Origin of the sequence: Nocardioides sp. NPDC006303 (genome assembly GCF_040613175.1) — a bacterium.
Lineage (GTDB): Bacteria > Actinomycetota > Actinomycetes > Propionibacteriales > Nocardioidaceae > Nocardioides.
Genome location: NZ_JBEXRR010000069.1, coordinates 1 through 16805 on the forward strand (window position 1 = coordinate 1; position 16805 = coordinate 16805).

General features: G+C 66.8%; 13 protein-coding genes and 1 pseudogene. 1 reads left to right on the top strand and 13 read right to left on the bottom strand.

The window, feature by feature from the left end:
• Window positions 1–106: 106 nt before the first annotated feature.
• The 10 genes from ABZY89_RS28770 to ABZY89_RS28815 form a co-directional block, all read right to left on the bottom strand.
• Window positions 107–1918, bottom strand: coding sequence for an ABC transporter substrate-binding protein (locus tag ABZY89_RS28770; RefSeq protein WP_355232599.1), 1812 nt, complete (start codon window positions 1916–1918; stop codon window positions 107–109).
• A 47-nt stretch (window positions 1919–1965) separates the two neighbouring features.
• Window positions 1966–2964: an ABC transporter permease gene (locus ABZY89_RS28775; protein ID WP_355232600.1), complete on the bottom strand. Its 999-nt coding sequence runs from the start codon at window positions 2962–2964 to the stop codon at window positions 1966–1968.
• 231 nt (window positions 2965–3195) lie between these two features.
• Complete coding sequence (locus ABZY89_RS28780; RefSeq protein ID WP_355232601.1) at window positions 3196–4383, bottom strand: dipeptide ABC transporter ATP-binding protein; 1188 nt, start codon at window positions 4381–4383, stop codon at window positions 3196–3198.
• Window positions 4383–5468 (bottom strand): ABC transporter ATP-binding protein, encoded by a 1086-nt coding sequence (locus tag ABZY89_RS28785; protein ID WP_355232602.1) that lies wholly within the window; start codon window positions 5466–5468, stop codon window positions 4383–4385. Before ABZY89_RS28785 ends, ABZY89_RS28780 begins: the two co-directional genes overlap by 1 nt.
• Window positions 5469–5482: 14 nt before the next feature.
• Window positions 5483–6499, bottom strand: a complete 1017-nt coding sequence (locus tag ABZY89_RS28790) for an ABC transporter permease (RefSeq protein ID WP_355232603.1) — start codon at window positions 6497–6499, stop codon at window positions 5483–5485.
• 162 nt (window positions 6500–6661) lie between these two features.
• Window positions 6662–8368: an ABC transporter substrate-binding protein gene (locus ABZY89_RS28795; protein ID WP_355232604.1), complete on the bottom strand. Its 1707-nt coding sequence runs from the start codon at window positions 8366–8368 to the stop codon at window positions 6662–6664.
• A gap of 96 nt (window positions 8369–8464) precedes the next feature.
• Window positions 8465–9478 carry an ABC transporter permease gene (locus ABZY89_RS28800; protein WP_355232605.1) on the bottom strand — a complete coding sequence of 338 codons (1014 nt, stop codon included), beginning with the start codon at window positions 9476–9478 and terminating at the stop codon, window positions 8465–8467.
• A gap of 244 nt (window positions 9479–9722) precedes the next feature.
• A complete protein-coding gene (gene aspS, locus ABZY89_RS28805; protein ID WP_355232606.1) occupies window positions 9723–11507 on the bottom strand; it encodes an aspartate--tRNA ligase in 1785 nt (594 codons plus the stop codon).
• On the bottom strand, window positions 11504–12868 hold the full coding sequence (gene hisS, locus ABZY89_RS28810; RefSeq protein WP_355232607.1) for a histidine--tRNA ligase: 1365 nt from the start codon (window positions 12866–12868) through the stop codon (window positions 11504–11506). Before hisS ends, aspS begins: the two co-directional genes overlap by 4 nt.
• The gene (locus ABZY89_RS28815; protein ID WP_355232608.1) at window positions 12865–13560 is read right to left on the bottom strand and encodes an MBL fold metallo-hydrolase; all 696 of its coding nucleotides are present in this window, start codon (window positions 13558–13560) and stop codon (window positions 12865–12867) included. Before ABZY89_RS28815 ends, hisS begins: the two co-directional genes overlap by 4 nt.
• Before the next feature lie 188 nt (window positions 13561–13748).
• On the opposite strand from ABZY89_RS28815, the gene ABZY89_RS28820 reads away from it, so the two are divergent.
• The gene (locus ABZY89_RS28820; protein WP_355232609.1) at window positions 13749–14987 is read left to right on the top strand and encodes a DUF349 domain-containing protein; all 1239 of its coding nucleotides are present in this window, start codon (window positions 13749–13751) and stop codon (window positions 14985–14987) included.
• A 140-nt stretch (window positions 14988–15127) separates the two neighbouring features.
• Here the strand turns inward: ABZY89_RS28820 and ABZY89_RS28825 are convergent, their stop codons facing one another.
• The 3 genes and pseudogenes from ABZY89_RS28825 to ABZY89_RS28835 form a co-directional block, all read right to left on the bottom strand.
• Window positions 15128–15289 (bottom strand): hypothetical protein, encoded by a 162-nt coding sequence (locus ABZY89_RS28825; protein WP_355232610.1) that lies wholly within the window; start codon window positions 15287–15289, stop codon window positions 15128–15130.
• A 104-nt stretch (window positions 15290–15393) separates the two neighbouring features.
• Entirely contained in the window at window positions 15394–15597 is a 204-nt protein-coding gene (locus tag ABZY89_RS28830) for a hypothetical protein (RefSeq protein ID WP_355232611.1), read from the bottom strand.
• 15 nt (window positions 15598–15612) lie between these two features.
• Window positions 15613–16710: pseudogene (locus tag ABZY89_RS28835) on the bottom strand (TGS domain-containing protein); the annotation flags it as partial.
• Between the last annotated feature and the right edge of the window lie 95 nt (window positions 16711–16805).

Sequence of the window (16805 nt, forward strand, 5' to 3'; positions counted from 1 at the left end):
GTCGGCGGCCTGCATCGAGCGGAGCTGGGTCAAGGCATCGGTCATACGGTCACGGTCCCATCAACGTCGTCGGCGGGTGGGGTGCGCCCACGCCGGCCGGATCACCTCACTTGAGGTACATGATGGAGAAGCTCGGCATGCCCTTGACCGGGTCGTTGACGACCCCGCCGACCTGCGAGCCCTTGATGAAGGCGTTCGCGTCGTAGCCGGCGTTGATCTCGACCATGTAGGTCTCCTGCATCCACTTGTCGAACTCGCCCCAGGCTGCGGGGACCTCGTCGGCGTCCATCTTCAGGATCTCGGCCTGCTTCGCGTCAGCGTCGGCCTCCTTGAAGTTGGTCGGGTTCGGCATGCCCGCCTTGTTGGCGTTCGAGCCGATCCACTGCGCTGGGAACCACGAGCCGCCCGAGGGCCAGTCGGAGCACCAGCCGCCGTAGCGGAGGTTGACCGGAGCGTCGAGGTTGCTCTCGTCGTCACGGTAGGTCTCGTCGGTCGAGGCCACCGGGGTCGCCTTGAAGCCGGCCGCCTCGAAGCCCTTGACCATCTGGTCCGACTTGGCCACGGACTGCTCGTCGTCACGCTGGTAGTGCCACTTCAGCTCGAAGCCCTCGGCCCCGGCCTCCTTCAGCAGCGCCTTGGCCTTCTCCGGGTCGGTGGTCTGGCCGTCCTGACCCTTCGGGTACTGGTACTCGACCCGACCCGCGGTGCCCGGGGGCAGGAGCGAGGTGCCGGGCTGGATGGTGACGCCTACGATCTCGCCGGAGGCCTTCCAGGCAGCCTGGTACGGGTAGGCCCAGCTGATGGCCTCGCGGATCTTCTTGTCCTTGATCTTGGTCTGGTCCGGACGGTACATGTAGGTGCACGGCGAGGTGCCCTCGACGAGGTTGTCCGGCGCGTTCTCCTTGATCGACTTGTAGGTCGGAGGCGTGACGTCGTCGTACGTCATCATCGTCTGCGCCGCGCCCTTGTCGCCGAGGATCTGGTTCTCGAGCTTGGCGGTGTCCTGGGCGAACTTGAAGTCGAACGCGTCGGCGGCCTGGAACCGGCCGGGGTCGGTGTCGGGGTCCCACTGGTCGTTCTTGACCAGCGTGAGCGCGTTGCCCGGCTTGTAGGACTCGAACTTGTAGGGCCCGGTGGCCATCGGGTGGCTCTCGTAGGCCAGCGGGTCCTTGTCCTTGGCCTTCGGGATCGGCGAGAAGACCGGGAACGAGGCGTAGTAGTCGAGCTCGGGGAACGGCTGAGCCAGGTGGATGATCACCTTGTTGCCGTCGGCCTCGACGCCGTCGTAGTCCTCACCGCCGTACCAGCCTGCGCTGGCCTCGTAGTCGGCGAGCTTCTGCAGCTCGGCGTCGGTGTCCGCGAACGGACCCTTGTACTTGTCGCCGTCCTTGAAGAACGTCGTCTGGTACGTCGGGCCGTCGGTCAGGGTGTCGGTCGCGAAGGAGCGCTTGATGCCGTAGACGACGTCCTCGGCGGTGACCTCGGTGCCGTCCTCGTACTTGATCCCGTCCTTCAGCTCGAAGGTCCAGGTCAGACCGTCCTCGGAGACCTGACCGAGATCGGTGGCGAGGTCGGGGACGAGAACGGAGTCGCCGGTCTCCTCGTCATAGACGTACTGCGTCAGCGAGCGAGTGACCAGGCCGGACATGATCGCACCGGAGTCGGTGTAGTAGGTCCGGGTCGGGTCGAGGGTGTGGGGGGCGTTGTTGGACAGCACGGTGATCGTGCCGCCCTTCTTGGCGTCGGACGGGATCTCCAGCGGCCCCTCGGCCGTGGCATCCTTGCCGGCACCGGCGCCGCCGCCGGCCTTGAACTCGCCGGCCGGGTCCTCGCCACCGCCGCCCCCGCCACCACAAGCAGCGGTGAGCGTCAGCGCAGCGATCGCACTGGCGGCGATCACTGTTCTCTTCAATTGCATCGTTGGTGTCCACCTTCCATGGTTGATGCCTCTCTCCGACGACGTGCTCACCGGAAAGACTTGGGGTCGAAGGCGTCGCGGATGGCGTCTCCGAGCAGGTTGAGCGCGAAGACCAGGACCACGATCCCGACGATCGGCGCGTAGAGGTACAAGGGGTATTCGTCGAACCAGCTCTGGGCGCGCAGGATCGTCTGTCCCCAGGACGGGCGTCCGGTGACACCGACGCCGAGGTACGCCAGCGTCGCCTCCGCGGCGATCGTGGCCGGCAGGCTCAGCGAGAACGAGACGACGATCGGAGCGACCAGGTTGGGGAGCAGCTCCTTGAACAGGATCCGATGGGTCGGCATCCCGAGGACGTGCGCGGCCTCGATGAACTCGCGCTCACGCAGCGAGATCACCTCGCCGCGGATCAGCCGGGCCAGGCCCATCCACCCGAAGATCGAGAGGATCACGATGAGTGCGATCAGCGAGGCGTTGTCGAGCATCGTCGGGTTCTCCCGCCAGCGCTCCACGAGCATCGGCGAGATCGCGATCGCGACCAGCAGGAACGGCAGCGTGAGGAAGAGGTCGATCACGAACGTGATCACCCGGTCACCCCAGCCGCGGCTGTAGCCCGCGATCAGGCCGAGCACCACGCCGACGATGGTCGAGACGACCGTGGCGATCGTGGCGACCAGCAGGGACGTACGCGCGCCGTAGAACCACTCCGCGAGCAGGTCGTTGCCGGAGTTGGGCTCCAGGCCGAGCGGCGCCTCCCAGGTGAACCCGTAGTTGGGCGGGCCGATGACGGGGTAGTTGAACGAGTCGGTGTCGGCGACCGGGTCGCCGGCACGCACCTCGACGCCGAACAGCATGCACAGCAGCGGCGCGAAGATCGCGATCAGGACGAAGAGCAGCACGATCCCGGCACAGATCATCGCGACCTTGTCCGAGAGGAGGCGGTCCATGGCGATCCGCATCGGCGAACGGCCGGCGACATCGCCCGTTCTCGGTTCCGGATCGATCTCGGGATCAGGACCCTGGATCAACACTTCGGACACAGTCATACGCTCGGATCTCCGTTCGATGCCAAGGCTCGGTACGCCCAAGACCAGACCACTTCGCGCGGCCCCGAGCCAGCGCGCTGCATCAAGTTATGCCAAGTTCCGACCCTTCGGGCGGGACTACAGATAACGGTTCGATACCGACAGTGACGTGTGACACATACGTAACAAAGACGGCCCGCAGCCAAAGGCTGCGGACCGTCTTTCGTAATCTCGACGAGATGCGGGAGATCCTCAGGCACGACCCCGCGAGTTGTTCGCCAGGTCGTACCAGGTGTCGGCGTAGCCCGGACCGTCGCCCGGGACCTCGGCCGGGCTGGCGCCCGGGTCCGGCGCACCGAACTCGTCAACGCCCAGGAGCGGCGCGGTGATCGGCTTCTCCGGGTGCTGGTGGATCTCACCCGGGAAGTGGCAGGCGACCTTGTGCTTCTTGCCGATCTGCAGCAGCGGCGGCTCGACCACGGAGCAGATGTCCTTGGCGATGGCGCAGCGGGTGCGGAAGTGGCAACCCGAAGGCGGGTTGATCGGCGAAGGTACGTCGCCCTCCAGCCGGATCCTCTCACGACGGCCGCCGATCGCGGCCTGCTTCACGTCGGGCACAGCGGAGAGCAGTGCCTGGGTGTAGGGGTGGTGAGCGTGCTCGTAGATCGACTCACGGTCACCGATCTCCACGATCTTGCCGAGGTACATCACCGCGACCTCGGGGCAGAAGTGACGAACGATGGCGAGGTCGTGCGCGATGAACAGGTAGGAGATGTCGAACTCCTTCTGCAGGTCCTGCAGAAGGTTGATCACCTGTGCCTGGATCGACACGTCCAGCGCGGAGACCGGCTCGTCGGCGACGAGCAGCTTCGGCTGCAGGGTCATGGCCCGGGCGATGCCGATGCGCTGACGCTGACCGCCGGAGAACTCGTGCGGGTAGCGGTTGTAGTGCTCGGGGTTGAGCCCGACGAGCTCGAGCAGCTCCTGGACCCGGCTGAGCACCTTGTCCTTGGGCACCATGTTGTGGATCCGCAGCGGCGCGCCGATGATCGAACCGACCGTGTGCCGCGGGTTCAGCGAGGTCGACGGGTCCTGGAAGATCATCTGGATCTCCCGGCGCATCGGGTGCAGCTTCCTACCCGAGTAGTTGGCGATGTCGGTGCCCTCGAAGTTGATCTTGCCTTCGGTGGGCTGGTAGAGCCGCGTCACCATCCGCCCGGTGGTGGACTTGCCACAGCCGGACTCGCCGACGAGGCCCAGGGCGCTGCCCTTGGCCACCTCGAAGGAGACCCCGTCGACGGCCTTGACGTGCCCGACCGTACGCCGGATCACGCCGCTGCCCTTGACCGGGAAGTGCATCTTCAGGTTCTCGACCGAGAGCACGGTCTCCGTGCTCGCCGGCGCGACCGAGGCCGCGGTGGCAGTCGTGGTGTCGCTCATCAGTCCTCCACCAGGTCAGGGGCGATCTCGGGCAGGATCTCTGCCTCGTAGACCTTGTCGGCGTTCTTGATGTGGCACCGCTTGGTGTGGTTGCCACCGCTGCTGGCCGGGGTGAGGTCGGGAAGGGTCGTCCGGCACAGGTCGCCGCCCACCTTCGCCACGTGGTCACAGCGCGGTTCGAAGGCGCATCCCGGCGGCGGGTTCAGCAGCGAGGGCGGGTTGCCCCGGATCGGGATCAGCTTGGCCTCGGTCGACGCGGTCAGGTCCGGCACGCTGGAGAGCAGGCCCCAGGTGTAGGGCATCTGCGGGTGGGTGAGGATCTCCTTGCAGGGGCCGTACTCGACCGCGCGGCCGGCGTACATCACGAGTACGTCATCGGCCATCTCCGCCACGACGCCGAGGTCGTGGGTGATGATGATGACGGCCGCGTCGAAGTCGCGCTGCAGGTCCTGGAGCAGGTCGAGGATCTGCGCTTGGACGGTCACGTCGAGAGCGGTGGTCGGCTCGTCGGCGATGAGCAGGCTCGGGTTGTTGATCAGCCCCATCGCGATCATGGCGCGCTGGCGCATACCGCCGGAGAACTGGTGCGGGTAGTCGTCAACACGACGGTCGGGCTGCGGGATGCCGACGCGGTCGAGCATCTCGATGGCGCGCTTGCGCGCCTCCCTCTTGGTCACGTTGTTGTGGACCTGGTAGGCCTCCATGATCTGGTTGCCCACCGAGTAGTAGGGGTGCATCGCGGAGAGCGGGTCCTGGAAGATCATCGCGACGTCGCGGCCGCGGCGCTTGCGCATGTCCTCGTTGCTCACCTTGAGCAGGTCGACCCCGTCGAGCATGATCTCGCCGCTGAGGATGGCGTTGGTGCCGCGGTGCAGCCCCATGATCGCCGAGCTGGAGACCGACTTGCCCGAGCCGGACTCGCCCACGATGCCGAGCGTCTTGCCGCGCTCGAGCTCGAAGGAGAGGCCGTCGGTCGCCTTGACGATGCCGTCGGAGGTGGAGAAGTGGACCTTCAGGTCCCGCACCGAGAGGAACGCGCCATCGTTGGCGGGCCTCGTCTCGGGCGTCGTGGAAAGGTCAGTCATGAATCAGATCCTCCTCAGGCGACGCGCACGCGCGGGTCGATGAAGGCATACAGGACGTCGACGACGATGTTGGCGAGGATCACCAGAGCCCCGAGGAGCAACACCAGGCCCACGATGGTGGGAAGGTCGTAGGTCTCGTTCGCGGTGACCGCGAGCTTTCCGAGACCGTAGTAGTTGAAGACGTCCTCGGTGATGATCGCGCCGCCGAGGACGGCAGCGAAGTCGAGACCGAACATCGTCACCAGCGGGGTCAGCGCCGCGCGCAGCGCGTGCTTGAAGAGCACCTTGTTGCTCTTGACGCCCTTCGACTTCGCGGTGCGGATGTAGTCCTCGCTCATCGACTCGAGCACGAACGCCCGGGTCATGCGAACGTAGCCCGCCATGTAGACCGCCGCGAGAGTGAACCCGGGGAGCATGAGCTGGACCAGCCATTGCCCGACACCACCCTCGGCTATCGGTACGTATCCCGGCGCGGGGAAGATCCCCCATTTGATGGCTACGAAGTTGATCAGCAAGGCACCCACGAAGAAGGTCGGGAAGGCATAGAGGGAGAGTGTGGCTCCGACGACCCCGCGGTCCACGAGGGTTCCCTTGAAGACCGCCGCGAGCACTCCGAACAGAACTCCGAAGACGACCCAGATGGTGACCGCGACCAGGGCGATCGAGATCGAGATCGGCGCTGCCTCCGCGATCTCATCGTTGACCGTCATCTGCAGCTGCTGGGAGTAGCCCAGGCAGGGCGCCGCGCACTCCGTCACCAGCTCGGGGTTCGCCTCGCGCATCGCCTCGTCGGCGGGGTACTCGCGGCCGACGACGACGCCCTTCGCGAAGTTGCCCCACTGGACCAGCAGCGGCTGGTCGTAGCCGAGGGCCTGACGGGTCTCCTCGATGCGCTCAGGCGGGCAGTTCTTGCCGCAGGAGAACTGTGCCGGGTCGACCGGGTTCTTCAGGAACAGTGCGAAGACGATGAAGCTCATCGCCACCAGCATGAGCAAGCCGACGATCACGCGCCGGATGATGTAGGCGACCATCGGTGGGTCTCACCTTCATTGGGATCGGCCGGACCACCGTCGTGGGGTGTCGTCCGGGGGGAATCGTGTCCAGGTACATGGGAGAGGCGGGGCTCTGGCGAGCCCCGCCTCCATGTTCGGATCGGCTCAGGGCCGTCCGAACGGTGTTGCGGAGCTGAAGGATCAGTCCTCGACGTCGATGGTCGCCAGGTCCGGGTAGGACGAGGAGGCATCGGTGGTGATGAAGTCCTTCACCTTGGAGCCGTGGACCCAGTTGAAGGTCGCGATCTCCAGCGGGATGTAGGCGACGTCCTCGCCCAGGGTCGCGTCGGCCTCCTGGAGGAACTTGTTCTGCTCCTCGATGGTTGCCGAGTTGGCGGCGTTGTCGAACAGCTTGTCGACGGCCGGGTTCTTGTAGTTACCGTAGTTCTGACCGTTGGTGGTCTTCTCGATCTGACGGCTGTCGAACAGCGCCGCGGTGACAGTCATCGCGGAGCCCCAGTCGGCGCCCCAACCGCCCCACATCACGTCGGCCTTGTTGGACGGCTTCTGGATGTTGGAGTAGTAGACGTCACCCAGCGGGTCGAGCGTGACCTTGAAGCCAGCGGCCTCCCAGCCTTCGACCAGCGCAGAGGCCTGCTTGTCAGCGGTGTCGCTCTGCGGGTAGGTGAAGGTGATCGGGTACGGCATCTCGGCGCCGGCCTCGGTGAGGAGCTTCTTGGCCGCGGCCGGGTCACCCTTGAGGTTGCGGTCCTTGTAGGCCGGGTTGGCCACGTAGCCCGGAACGGCCGGGTTCACGATGGAGTCGGCCGGGGTGTAGGCCTTCTCGCCACCGCCGGCGGCGATCCACGACTCGACGTTGGTCGCGAGGGCCAGGGCCTTACGAACCTTCGGGTCCTTCATCTGGTTCTGGTTCGGCACCAGGTAGTCGACGTAGGGCGACTGGACCTGGACGTAGCGGTCCTTGACACCGGCCTCGGTGAGGCGGGGGAAGAACTCCGGCGGGACGCGCGAACCGCTGACGATGGTCGTCTGCGAGTCGGGGCTGTCGGAGAACAGCTTCTCGTAGGTCGTCGCGGCCTTCTCACCGAACTGCACGGTGATGGTGTCCGGCTTCGCCTCGCGGAGCGACTTGTCGTCGGTCTCCGGGTCGTACTCGTCGTTGCGCACCAGGGTGCCGCCCTTCTGGGCGTTCCAGGTGTCGACCTTGTACGGGCCGTTGGAGAAGATGACGTCGTCGTTCTTGGCGCCCTTGTCCTCAGACTTCTTGTAAGGGTCCATCATGTGCAGCGACGAGATCGCCAGCGGGAAGTCCGGCCACGGCGAGTTGAACTTGTAGGTGATGGTCTTGCCATCGCAAGTCACGGCCTGGTCGAAGTCGGCCTGCTGCTCCGGGGTCGCGGTGTACGGGCCCGGGTACTCACCCTTGAGGGCGAGCTTCGCGGTCAGGTAGAAGCCCGGACCACCGGTGAGCTCGTCGGCGGCGAAGTTGCGCGAGGCGCCGTAGGCGAAGTCCTCACACGTGATCTCGGAGCCGTCCTGCCACTTCACGCCGTCCTTGATGGTGAACGACCAGGTCTTCGCGCCCTCGGTCGAGGTGCCCTCGTCGGTCGCCAGGTCCGGGATCGGCTTCTGCGAGACCTCGGGGTCGGTCGACGCCGGGTTCGAGAGCAGCTTGCGGTAGACCAGACGCGTGGTGTGGGAGATCGTCTCGCCCACGTAGATCCGCTGCGGGTCCAGGTGGTCCCACGGGTCCTCGGTGACGATGGTCAGGCCCTTGGCGCTCGAGTCACCGCCGCCGTCCCCGCCGCCACAGGCAGCCAGGCCCAGCGAAAGACCGAGCACGCTGGCGGCACTCACCGCTACGTACTTAGCTCGCTTCTTGAGCATTCGTTTCTCCTTGGTGTGGTCGCCGTCAGCCTCTGACAACTGACGCCGTAACGGTGTCCCGGGCGGGTCACCTGTGTGTGTTCGGAGCCCCGAGGCTCACCTGTCACCCTTGGGGTCAAGGGCGTCTCGCAACCCATCCCCGAGAAGGTTGAACGAGATCACGATGATCGCGATCAGGATCGCGGGCATGAAGAAGTAGAACGGGTCGACCTGCGCGTACTTCAAAGAGTCCGCGAGGACGTTTCCGAGCGTGGGCGTCGGCGGCTTGACACTGACCTGGAGGTAGCTCAGGGCGGCCTCAGCCGAGATGTAGGCCGGCATCATCAAGGTGACCAGGACCAGCAGCGGAGCCCACAGGTTCGGGAGGATCTCCTTGAAGTAGATCCGCGGCTTGGAGGCACCCAGGACGATCGCGGCCTCCACGAACTCTCGTTGCTTGATCGAGAGCACCTGTCCCCTGACCACGCGGGCCGTACTGGTCCAGCCGAAGATGGCCAGCACCACCGTGCAGTAGATCCCCTGCGCGAGCGGCCCGTTGGGTAGCCCGGTCAGCTGTTGCACGAGCTCGAGGCCGAGGGCCGAGAGCGCCAGGAGCATCAGCGTCGAGGGGAAGGACAGGGTCAGGTCGGTGAAACGGCTCAGGCCGGCGTCCACCCAGCCACCGCTGAAGCCCGCGACGATCCCGACGATCGCGCCGATGACCACGGAAAGGATCGCCGCGGTCAGCGCGATCGCCAACGAGAACGTGATGCCGTACCAGAACCGGGACATCGCGTCGCGGCCGGTGCCGGGCTCCACGCCGAGCGGGTGTGCGGCGCTCGCACCGCTGAACCTGCCCTCGGGGATGGTGTTGGCGTCGAGCAGCTCCTGGTTGTAGCTGAACGGGTCCAGCACGCCCATCTTGACGAGAAGGGGGGCCAGCACGGCAGCCAGGACCACCAGGACGACAACCGTCAGCGACACCATCGTCAGCTTGTCCTTGCGAAGCCGCATCCATGCCAGCTTCATCGGCGACTTGCCGGCGATCTTCTTCGCCTCCTCAGGCGAAGCAGAAGGTGTCGATCCACCCGAGAGTTCTTCACCTTCGAACACGGTGGCCGATTCGCTCATGGTTCCTCTGTCTAGTCGTATTTGTGGGTGCCGCCGTCGCACGGCAGCGTCCGACCCACGAGGTCGACGGATGGAACTCTATGTGATGACTTTGCCCGGATGCGCCCCGTACCGGTAACGATCCGATTTCAACCAGTGATACGGCAGATCGGGAGGGATTCTTGCCATTCACCGCTGAACACCAAGAGTCTCCGGGACCGACGGATCGGTCCCGGAGACTCTGTTGGTTTTGCGCGAAGGGCGCTCAGTTCGCTGATTCGCCCTCGGCGGCCGTCGCCGGAGCGGGCCGTGCGTCGACGCCCGCCTCCTTGCGCTGCTCGGGGGTGATCGGCGCCGGAGCGGCGGTGAGCGGGTCGTAACCGGCACCCGTCTTCGGGAAGGCGATCACGTCGCGGATCGAGTCGGTGCCGGCGAGGAGGGCGACGACGCGGTCCCAGCCGAAGGCGATGCCGCCGTGCGGCGGGGCGCCGAACTTGAACGCGTCGAGCAGGAAGCCGAACTTCTCCTCGGCCGCCTCTTCGCCGATCCCCATCAGGTCGAAGACCCGCTTCTGGACGTCCTCGCGGTGGATACGGATCGATCCGCCGCCGATCTCGTTGCCGTTGCAGACGATGTCGTAGGCCCAGGCGAGCGCGTTGCCGGGGTCCTTGTCGAAGGCTTCGACGTCCTGCGGGCTGGTGAAGGCGTGGTGGACCGCGGTCCACTCCCCCGCACCGACCGCGACGTCACCGGACTCGACGGCCTCGGAGGCCGGCTCGAGCAGCGGCGCGTCGACGACCCACAGGAAGCTCCACTCGCCGTCCTTGCGGAGGTCGAGACGGTTGCCGATCTCCAGCCGGGCGGCACCCAGCAGGGAGCGGCTCGACTTGGGTGCGCCAGCGGCGAAGAAGATGCAGTCGCCGGGGTTGGCGCCGACGTGAGCGGCCAGCCCGGCGGCCTCGGTCTCGGAGAGGTTCTTGGCGACCGGACCGGTCAGCGAGCCGTCCTCCTGGACCAGGACGTACGCCAGGCCCTTGGCGCCACGCTGCTTGGCCCAGTCCTGCCAGCCGTCGAGCTGACGCCGGGGCTGGCTCGCGCCGCCCGGCATCACCACGGCGCCGACGTAAGGCGCCTGGAAGACGCGGAACGTCGTCTCGGAGAAGTAGTCGGTGCACTCGGTGATCTCGATGCCGAAGCGCAGGTCGGGCTTGTCGGAGCCGTACTTGGCCATCGCGTCGGCGTACGTCATCCGCGGCAGCGGGAGCGGCACGTCGTAGCCGATCAGCTTCCACAGCGCCGCGATGATCTCCTCGCCGAGGGCGATCACGTCGTCCTGCTCGACGAAGCTCATCTCGATGTCGAGCTGGGTGAACTCCGGCTGCCGGTCGGCGCGGAAGTCCTCGTCACGGTAGGCGCGGGCGAGCTGGTAGTAGCGCTCCATGCCGCCGACCATGAGCAGCTGCTTGAACAGCTGCGGGGACTGCGGCAGGGCGTACCACGAGCCCGGCTGCAGGCGAGCCGGGACCAGGAAGTCACGAGCGCCCTCGGGGGTGCTGCGGGTCAGCGTCGGGGTCTCGATCTCGACGAAGTCGTGACCCGCTAGCACGTCGCGGGCGGCCTTGTTGGCCTTCGAGCGCAGGCGGATGGCGTTGCCGGGAGCGGTGCGGCGCAGGTCGAGGTAACGGTGCTTGAAACGTACGTCCTCGCCGACCTCGACGTGGTCGTCGATCGGGAACGGGAGGGCCGCGGCCGCACTGAGGACCTCGAGGTCCTTGGCGACGACCTCGATCTCGCCGGTGGCGAGGTTGGGGTTGCGGTTCTCGTCCGTGCGCGCGACGACCTCGCCAGTGACCTTGATGCAGTATTCGTTGCGGAGCGCGTGGGCGATCTCCTCGTCGCGGACGACGACCTGGACCACGCCGCTGGCCTCACGCAGATCGAGGAACGCGACCCCGCCGTGATCGCGTCGACGGCCTACCCAGCCGGCGAGGGTCACGGTCTGGCCGACGTGCTCGGCACGCAGGGTGCCGGCGTCGTGGGTGCGGATCACTTCTTCTCCTCGTTGTTCGCGACGACCTGGGGCTTCAGGTCGCTCTCGTTCTGCGGCGTCCAGGTGGCCGGGTCGGCCGGGACCTGGTCGCCGGTGCGGATGTCCTTGATCTCGTAGCCGCCAGTGCCATCCTCTTGGCGGGTGGCGAAGAGTACGTACGGGATGCCGCGGCGCTCCGCGAAGCGGATCTGCTTGCCGAACTTGGCGGCGTTGGGCGAGACCTCGCAGGCAACATTGTGAGCGCGCAGCTGCTGGGCCGCCGAATCGGCCTCGGCCCTGCTCTCCTCGTCGGAGACGGCGACCAGGACGGTGCTCGGGACCTTGCGGTCGCCGTCGAGCACGCCCTTCTGCACCAGGGGCACCAGGACGCGGCTCACGCCGAGCGAGATCCCGACGCCCGGGTAGGTGGTCTTGCCGTCGCTGGCGAGCGCGTCGTAGCGGCCGCCGGAGCAGATGCTGCCGAGGCTCTCGTAGCCGTCGAGACGGGTCTCGAAGACGGTGCCGGTGTAGTAGTCCAGGCCCCTGGCGATGCTCAGGTCGGCCACGACGCGTACGGAATCGGTGTTGAGCGGCGCGGTGGCGGTGATCAGCGTGGCCAGCTCGGTCAGGCCCTCCTCGAGCAGCTCGCTCTCGACACCGAGGGCACGGACCTTCTCCACGAAGGAGTCGTCGGTGGCGGTGATCGTGGCGAGCTCGAGGCACTTGGCGGCCTGCTCGTCGGTCAGTCCCGCCTCGGAGACCAGCAGCTTGCCGACCTCGTCGGCCGGCATCTTGTCGAGCTTGTCGATGAGCCGCATGGTCTCCTCGACGTCGGGGGCGCCGAGACCGGCGTAGAAGCCCTGGATCAGCTTGCGGTTGTTGACCTGGAGCGTGAACCCGGGCAGGAAGGTCAGCTTGCCGAGCGCCTCGAGCATGACCCGGGCGACCTCGACGTCGTGGTGGAACGGGAGCGTGTCGCGTCCGACGATGTCGATGTCGGCCTGCGCGAACTCGCGGAAGCGACCCTCCTGCGGGCGCTCGCCTCGCCAGACCTTCTGGATCTGGTAGCGGCGGAAGGGGAACTCCAGCTTGCCGGCGTTCTCGAGCACGTAGCGGGCGAAGGGAACGGTGAGGTCGAAGTGGAGCCCCATCCCCTTGTCCCTGGCGCTGTCCTCCTCCTGGAGGCGGCGCAGGACGTAGACCTCCTTGGAGGTGTCGCCCTTGCGCAGCAGCTGGTCCATCGGCTCGACGGCGCGGGTCTCGATGTTGCCGAAGCCGTGCAGCTCGAAGGTGCGGCTCAGGGTCGCGATGACCTCGCGCTCGACGGTGCGCTGGCTCGGCAGGAACTCCGGGAAGCCGGAGAGCGGTGTTGGCTTGTTCATGATGTGGTGATCAGGTCCTGAAGGAATGGGTTCGTCGCGCGCTCGCGACCGATGGACGTCTGTTCGCCGTGTCCGGGGAGCACCACGATGTCGTCGGCGAGGGGCAGCACCTTGGTGGTCAGGGACTGCAGCATCGTGGCGTGGTCACCGCCGGGGAGATCCGTACGCCCGATGCTGCCCGCGAAGAGCAGGTCGCCGGAGAACATCACGTCACTGACCTCGGCGTGGTCGGGGTAGGGAGTCCGGAAGGTGACCGACCCCTCGGTATGCCCGGGCGTATGGTCGATCAGGAAGCTCATTCCGGCCAGGTCGATGGCCTGGCCGTCGGTGAGCTCGCGGACGTCGTCGGGCTCCACGAAGTCGTAGGTGCCCTGCGGCATGCCGAGCAGCATCTGCGCGGACTCCGGCGAGATGCCCTGGAGCGGATCGGCCAAGAGGTGACGGTCATTGGGGTGGATCCAGGCCGTCGAGTCGTACGTCTTGCTCACCGGCGTCACGGACCACATGTGGTCGACGTGGCCGTGGGTGAGGAGCACGGCGACCGGCTTGAGGCGCTGCTCCCGGACGATCTCCTCGATGCCCTTGGCGGCGTCCTTCCCGGGGTCGATCACGACACACTCGGTGCCCGGACCGGTGGCGGCGACGTAGCAGTTGGTGCCCCACGGACCGGCGGGAAAGCCTGCGATCAACACGAGAAACACCCTATCCAGCGGTACAGTGCAGCGCCGCATCGTGGCGTCTGACTACGATGGGCATCCCGAGGTGTGCCGGGACACCACGGGGACCTGCAAGTTGAGCCGACCGGGACTGTGACGAGCACGGTGTCCGGCGGGGGAGATTTCATAAGAGGTTAGCGCCTCATGCGAAGAGTAGGGACATTGTGACCAGCGAGCAGTGGGGTCGGGTCGAGGAAGACGGAACGGTCTACGTGAAGACCGCTGAGGGCGAGCGTTCCGTGGGGCAATACCCGGAAGGCACGCCAGAGGAGGCACTCGCCTTCTTCACCAACCGCTTCGACCAGCTCGCCTTCGAGGTCGAGCAGCTCGAGCGGCGCGTGCATGCGGGCAAGACGTCGCCAGACGAGGCGACCGCGGCGGTCAAGACCGTCGTGGAGAAGGTGACCGACGCCAACGCCGTCGGTGATCTGGCCTCGCTGGTGGCACGGCTGGAGGCACTCGCTCCGGTCATCGCCAGCCAGCGCGAGGCCCGTAAGGCCGAGCGGGCCGCGAAGGCGGCCGAGGCCAAGGTCGCCAAGGAGGCTCTCGTCGACGAGGCCGAGAAGCTGGCCCAGAGCAACGACTGGCGCAACGGTGCCAACCGGCTGCGTGAGCTGCTCGATCAGTGGAAGGCGCTCCCCCGCATCGACCGTGGGTCCGACGACGCGCTGTGGCGACGCTTCTCGACGGCGCGCACCGCCTACACGCGTCGCCGCAAGGCCCACTTCGCCGAGCTCAACGCCCGGCGCGAGGACGCCAAGGTGATCAAGGAGCGGATCATCGTCGAGGCCGAGCAGCTCTCCACGTCCACCGACTGGGGCCCCACCGCCGGGCGCTACCGCGACCTGATGCGCGACTGGAAGGCCGCCGGGCCGGCCCCGAAGGACGTCGACGACAAGCTCTGGAAGCAGTTCCGGGCCGCCCAGGACGTCTTCTTCGGTGCCCGCGACTCGGCCAACGCAGCGCTCGACGCCGAGTTCGCGCAGAACGCCGTGGTCAAGGAGGGTCTGCTCGCCGAGGCGCAGGAGCTTCTCCCGCTGCTGGAGAAGGGCGACGACCTCGACGCGGTCAAGCGGTCCTTCCGCGACATCGCCGACCGTTGGGACGAGGCCGGCAAGGTCCCGCGCGACCGCATCAAGGAGCTCGAGGGCGCGATGCGCAAGGTCGAGCAGGCCATCAAGTCCGCCGAGGACGACCAGTGGCGCAAGTCCGACCCGGAGAAGTCCGCTCGAGCCGACGACATGATCGCCAAGCTCGAGGAGGCCATCGCCCAGGTCGAGAGCGACCTCGCCAAGGCCCAGGCCTCGGGTGACGCCCGCAAGATCAAGAGCCTCGAGGAGAACCTCGAGTCGCGTCGTCAGTTCCTCGAGATGGCCAAGCGCGCCAGCGCCGACTTCAGCTGACCCAACCCCGACTCGGCGCGTCTGTCCCACTCAGGCGCGCCGAGTCGGCGCGTTCTGACGCAGAATCCGGCCGAGTCGGCTCGTTCTGACGGAATTCTCCGGCGAGTCGGCTCGTCATGACGAGCCGACTCGGCGTGGGGTCACGTGCCGGCGCCGCCGTAGTAGTCGCCCTTCCCGGAGTTGCGGATCTTCGCCTGACGAACATCATCGTGGTCGACAGGCTTCCCTCCCTTGCCCATTACGGTCCAGACGATGCCCGCGAGGAGAAGTACGCCGCCGATGATGAGGATCCAGGTGAACATGCCGTGCTCCCTCTCTCAGTCGCCCGAGTCGACGCAGCTGTTTCTTTGATGACGATCGGGACAGGCCTGGTGTCCCATGATTGGGACACCAGTCGGCGGAGGGCTCAGAAGCCGAGGCCGCCAGAGCCGCCGTCGGAGCTGCCATGGTGCTTTGTTCCGTAGTATTCGGCCTTGCCCAGGGCCTGACCCCTGTTCCGGTTCGCCGCAGCCTCGTCGACGCCTCCCGACGACTTTCTCACCGCCAGCCACACGACGGCGCCGACGATCACGACGCCTGCAGCAATCAGAAACCATGTGAACGGGTCCACGAGATGCTCACTTTCTCATTGGGTGACGCGGTAGGCGTCGAAGACGCCGGGAACGGTACGTACCTGCTTCAAGACGGTGTCCAGGTGCTTGGAGTCGGCCATCTCGAAGGAGAAACGAGACTTCGCGACGCGGTCGCGAGTGGTGGTCAGCTGGGCCGAGAGGATGTTCACGTGGGCGTCGGAGAGCGCCATCGTGATGTCGGACAGGAGCCGGGCCCGGTCGAGCGCCTCGACCTGGATGTTCACCAGGAAGACGGAGTTGGACGTTGAGCCCCACTCGACCTCGAGCAGCCGCTCGGGGTGGGAGCGGAGCTCGGCGGCATTGGTGCAGTCGGTGCGGTGGACGGAGACTCCCCCACCCTTGGTGACGAAGCCGAGGATGTCGTCGCCAGGCACCGGCGTGCAGCACTTGGCGAGCTTGACCCAGACGTCCGGGGAGCCCTTGACGATGACGCCGGCGTCGGAGTTGGCGGTGGAGACCTTGCCGTGGCGCCTGCGGCCGACGTTGATGGCCTCGGCGAGGTCCTCGGCGGCACCGTCGTCGCCGCCATGATCCTCGATGACGCGGCGTACGACCGCCTGGGCGGAGAGGTGGCTCTCGCCGACCGCGGCGTAGAGCGCGTCGACGTCGGCGAGGTCGAAGTGGTCGGCCGCGAGCATGAGGGACTCGCGCGACATCAGCCGCTTGAGGGGCAGACCCTCCTTGCGCATCAGCCGGGCGATCGCGTCCTGGCCCTTCTCGATGGCCTCGTCGCGGCGCTCACGGGTGTGCCACTGCCGGATCTTCGCCTTCGCCCGGTTGGACTTGACGAAGGAGGTCCAGTCCCGCGACGGACCGGCGTTGGGCGACTTGGAGGTGAAGACCTCGACGACGTCGCCGCTCTCCAGGGTCGACTCCAACGGCACCAGACGGCCGTTGACCCGGGCACCGATGGTCTTGTTGCCGACCTCGGTGTGGACGGCGTACGCGAAGTCGACCGGGGTGGCGTCGGCGGGCAGCGCGATCACGTCGCCCTTGGGCGTGAAGACGTAGACCTCGGTGCGCTTCATCTCGAAGCGCAGCGACTCCAGGAACTCGCCGGGGTCGTTGACCTCCGACTGCCAGTCCATGAGTGGTCCTCCTGGTCGCGGCCAGCGTCGACGCGCTCTCACGGCGGAGAGCATCGGCTACCGGGCACGTGTAGCGGGCGCGTTCCTTCACCAAGGTA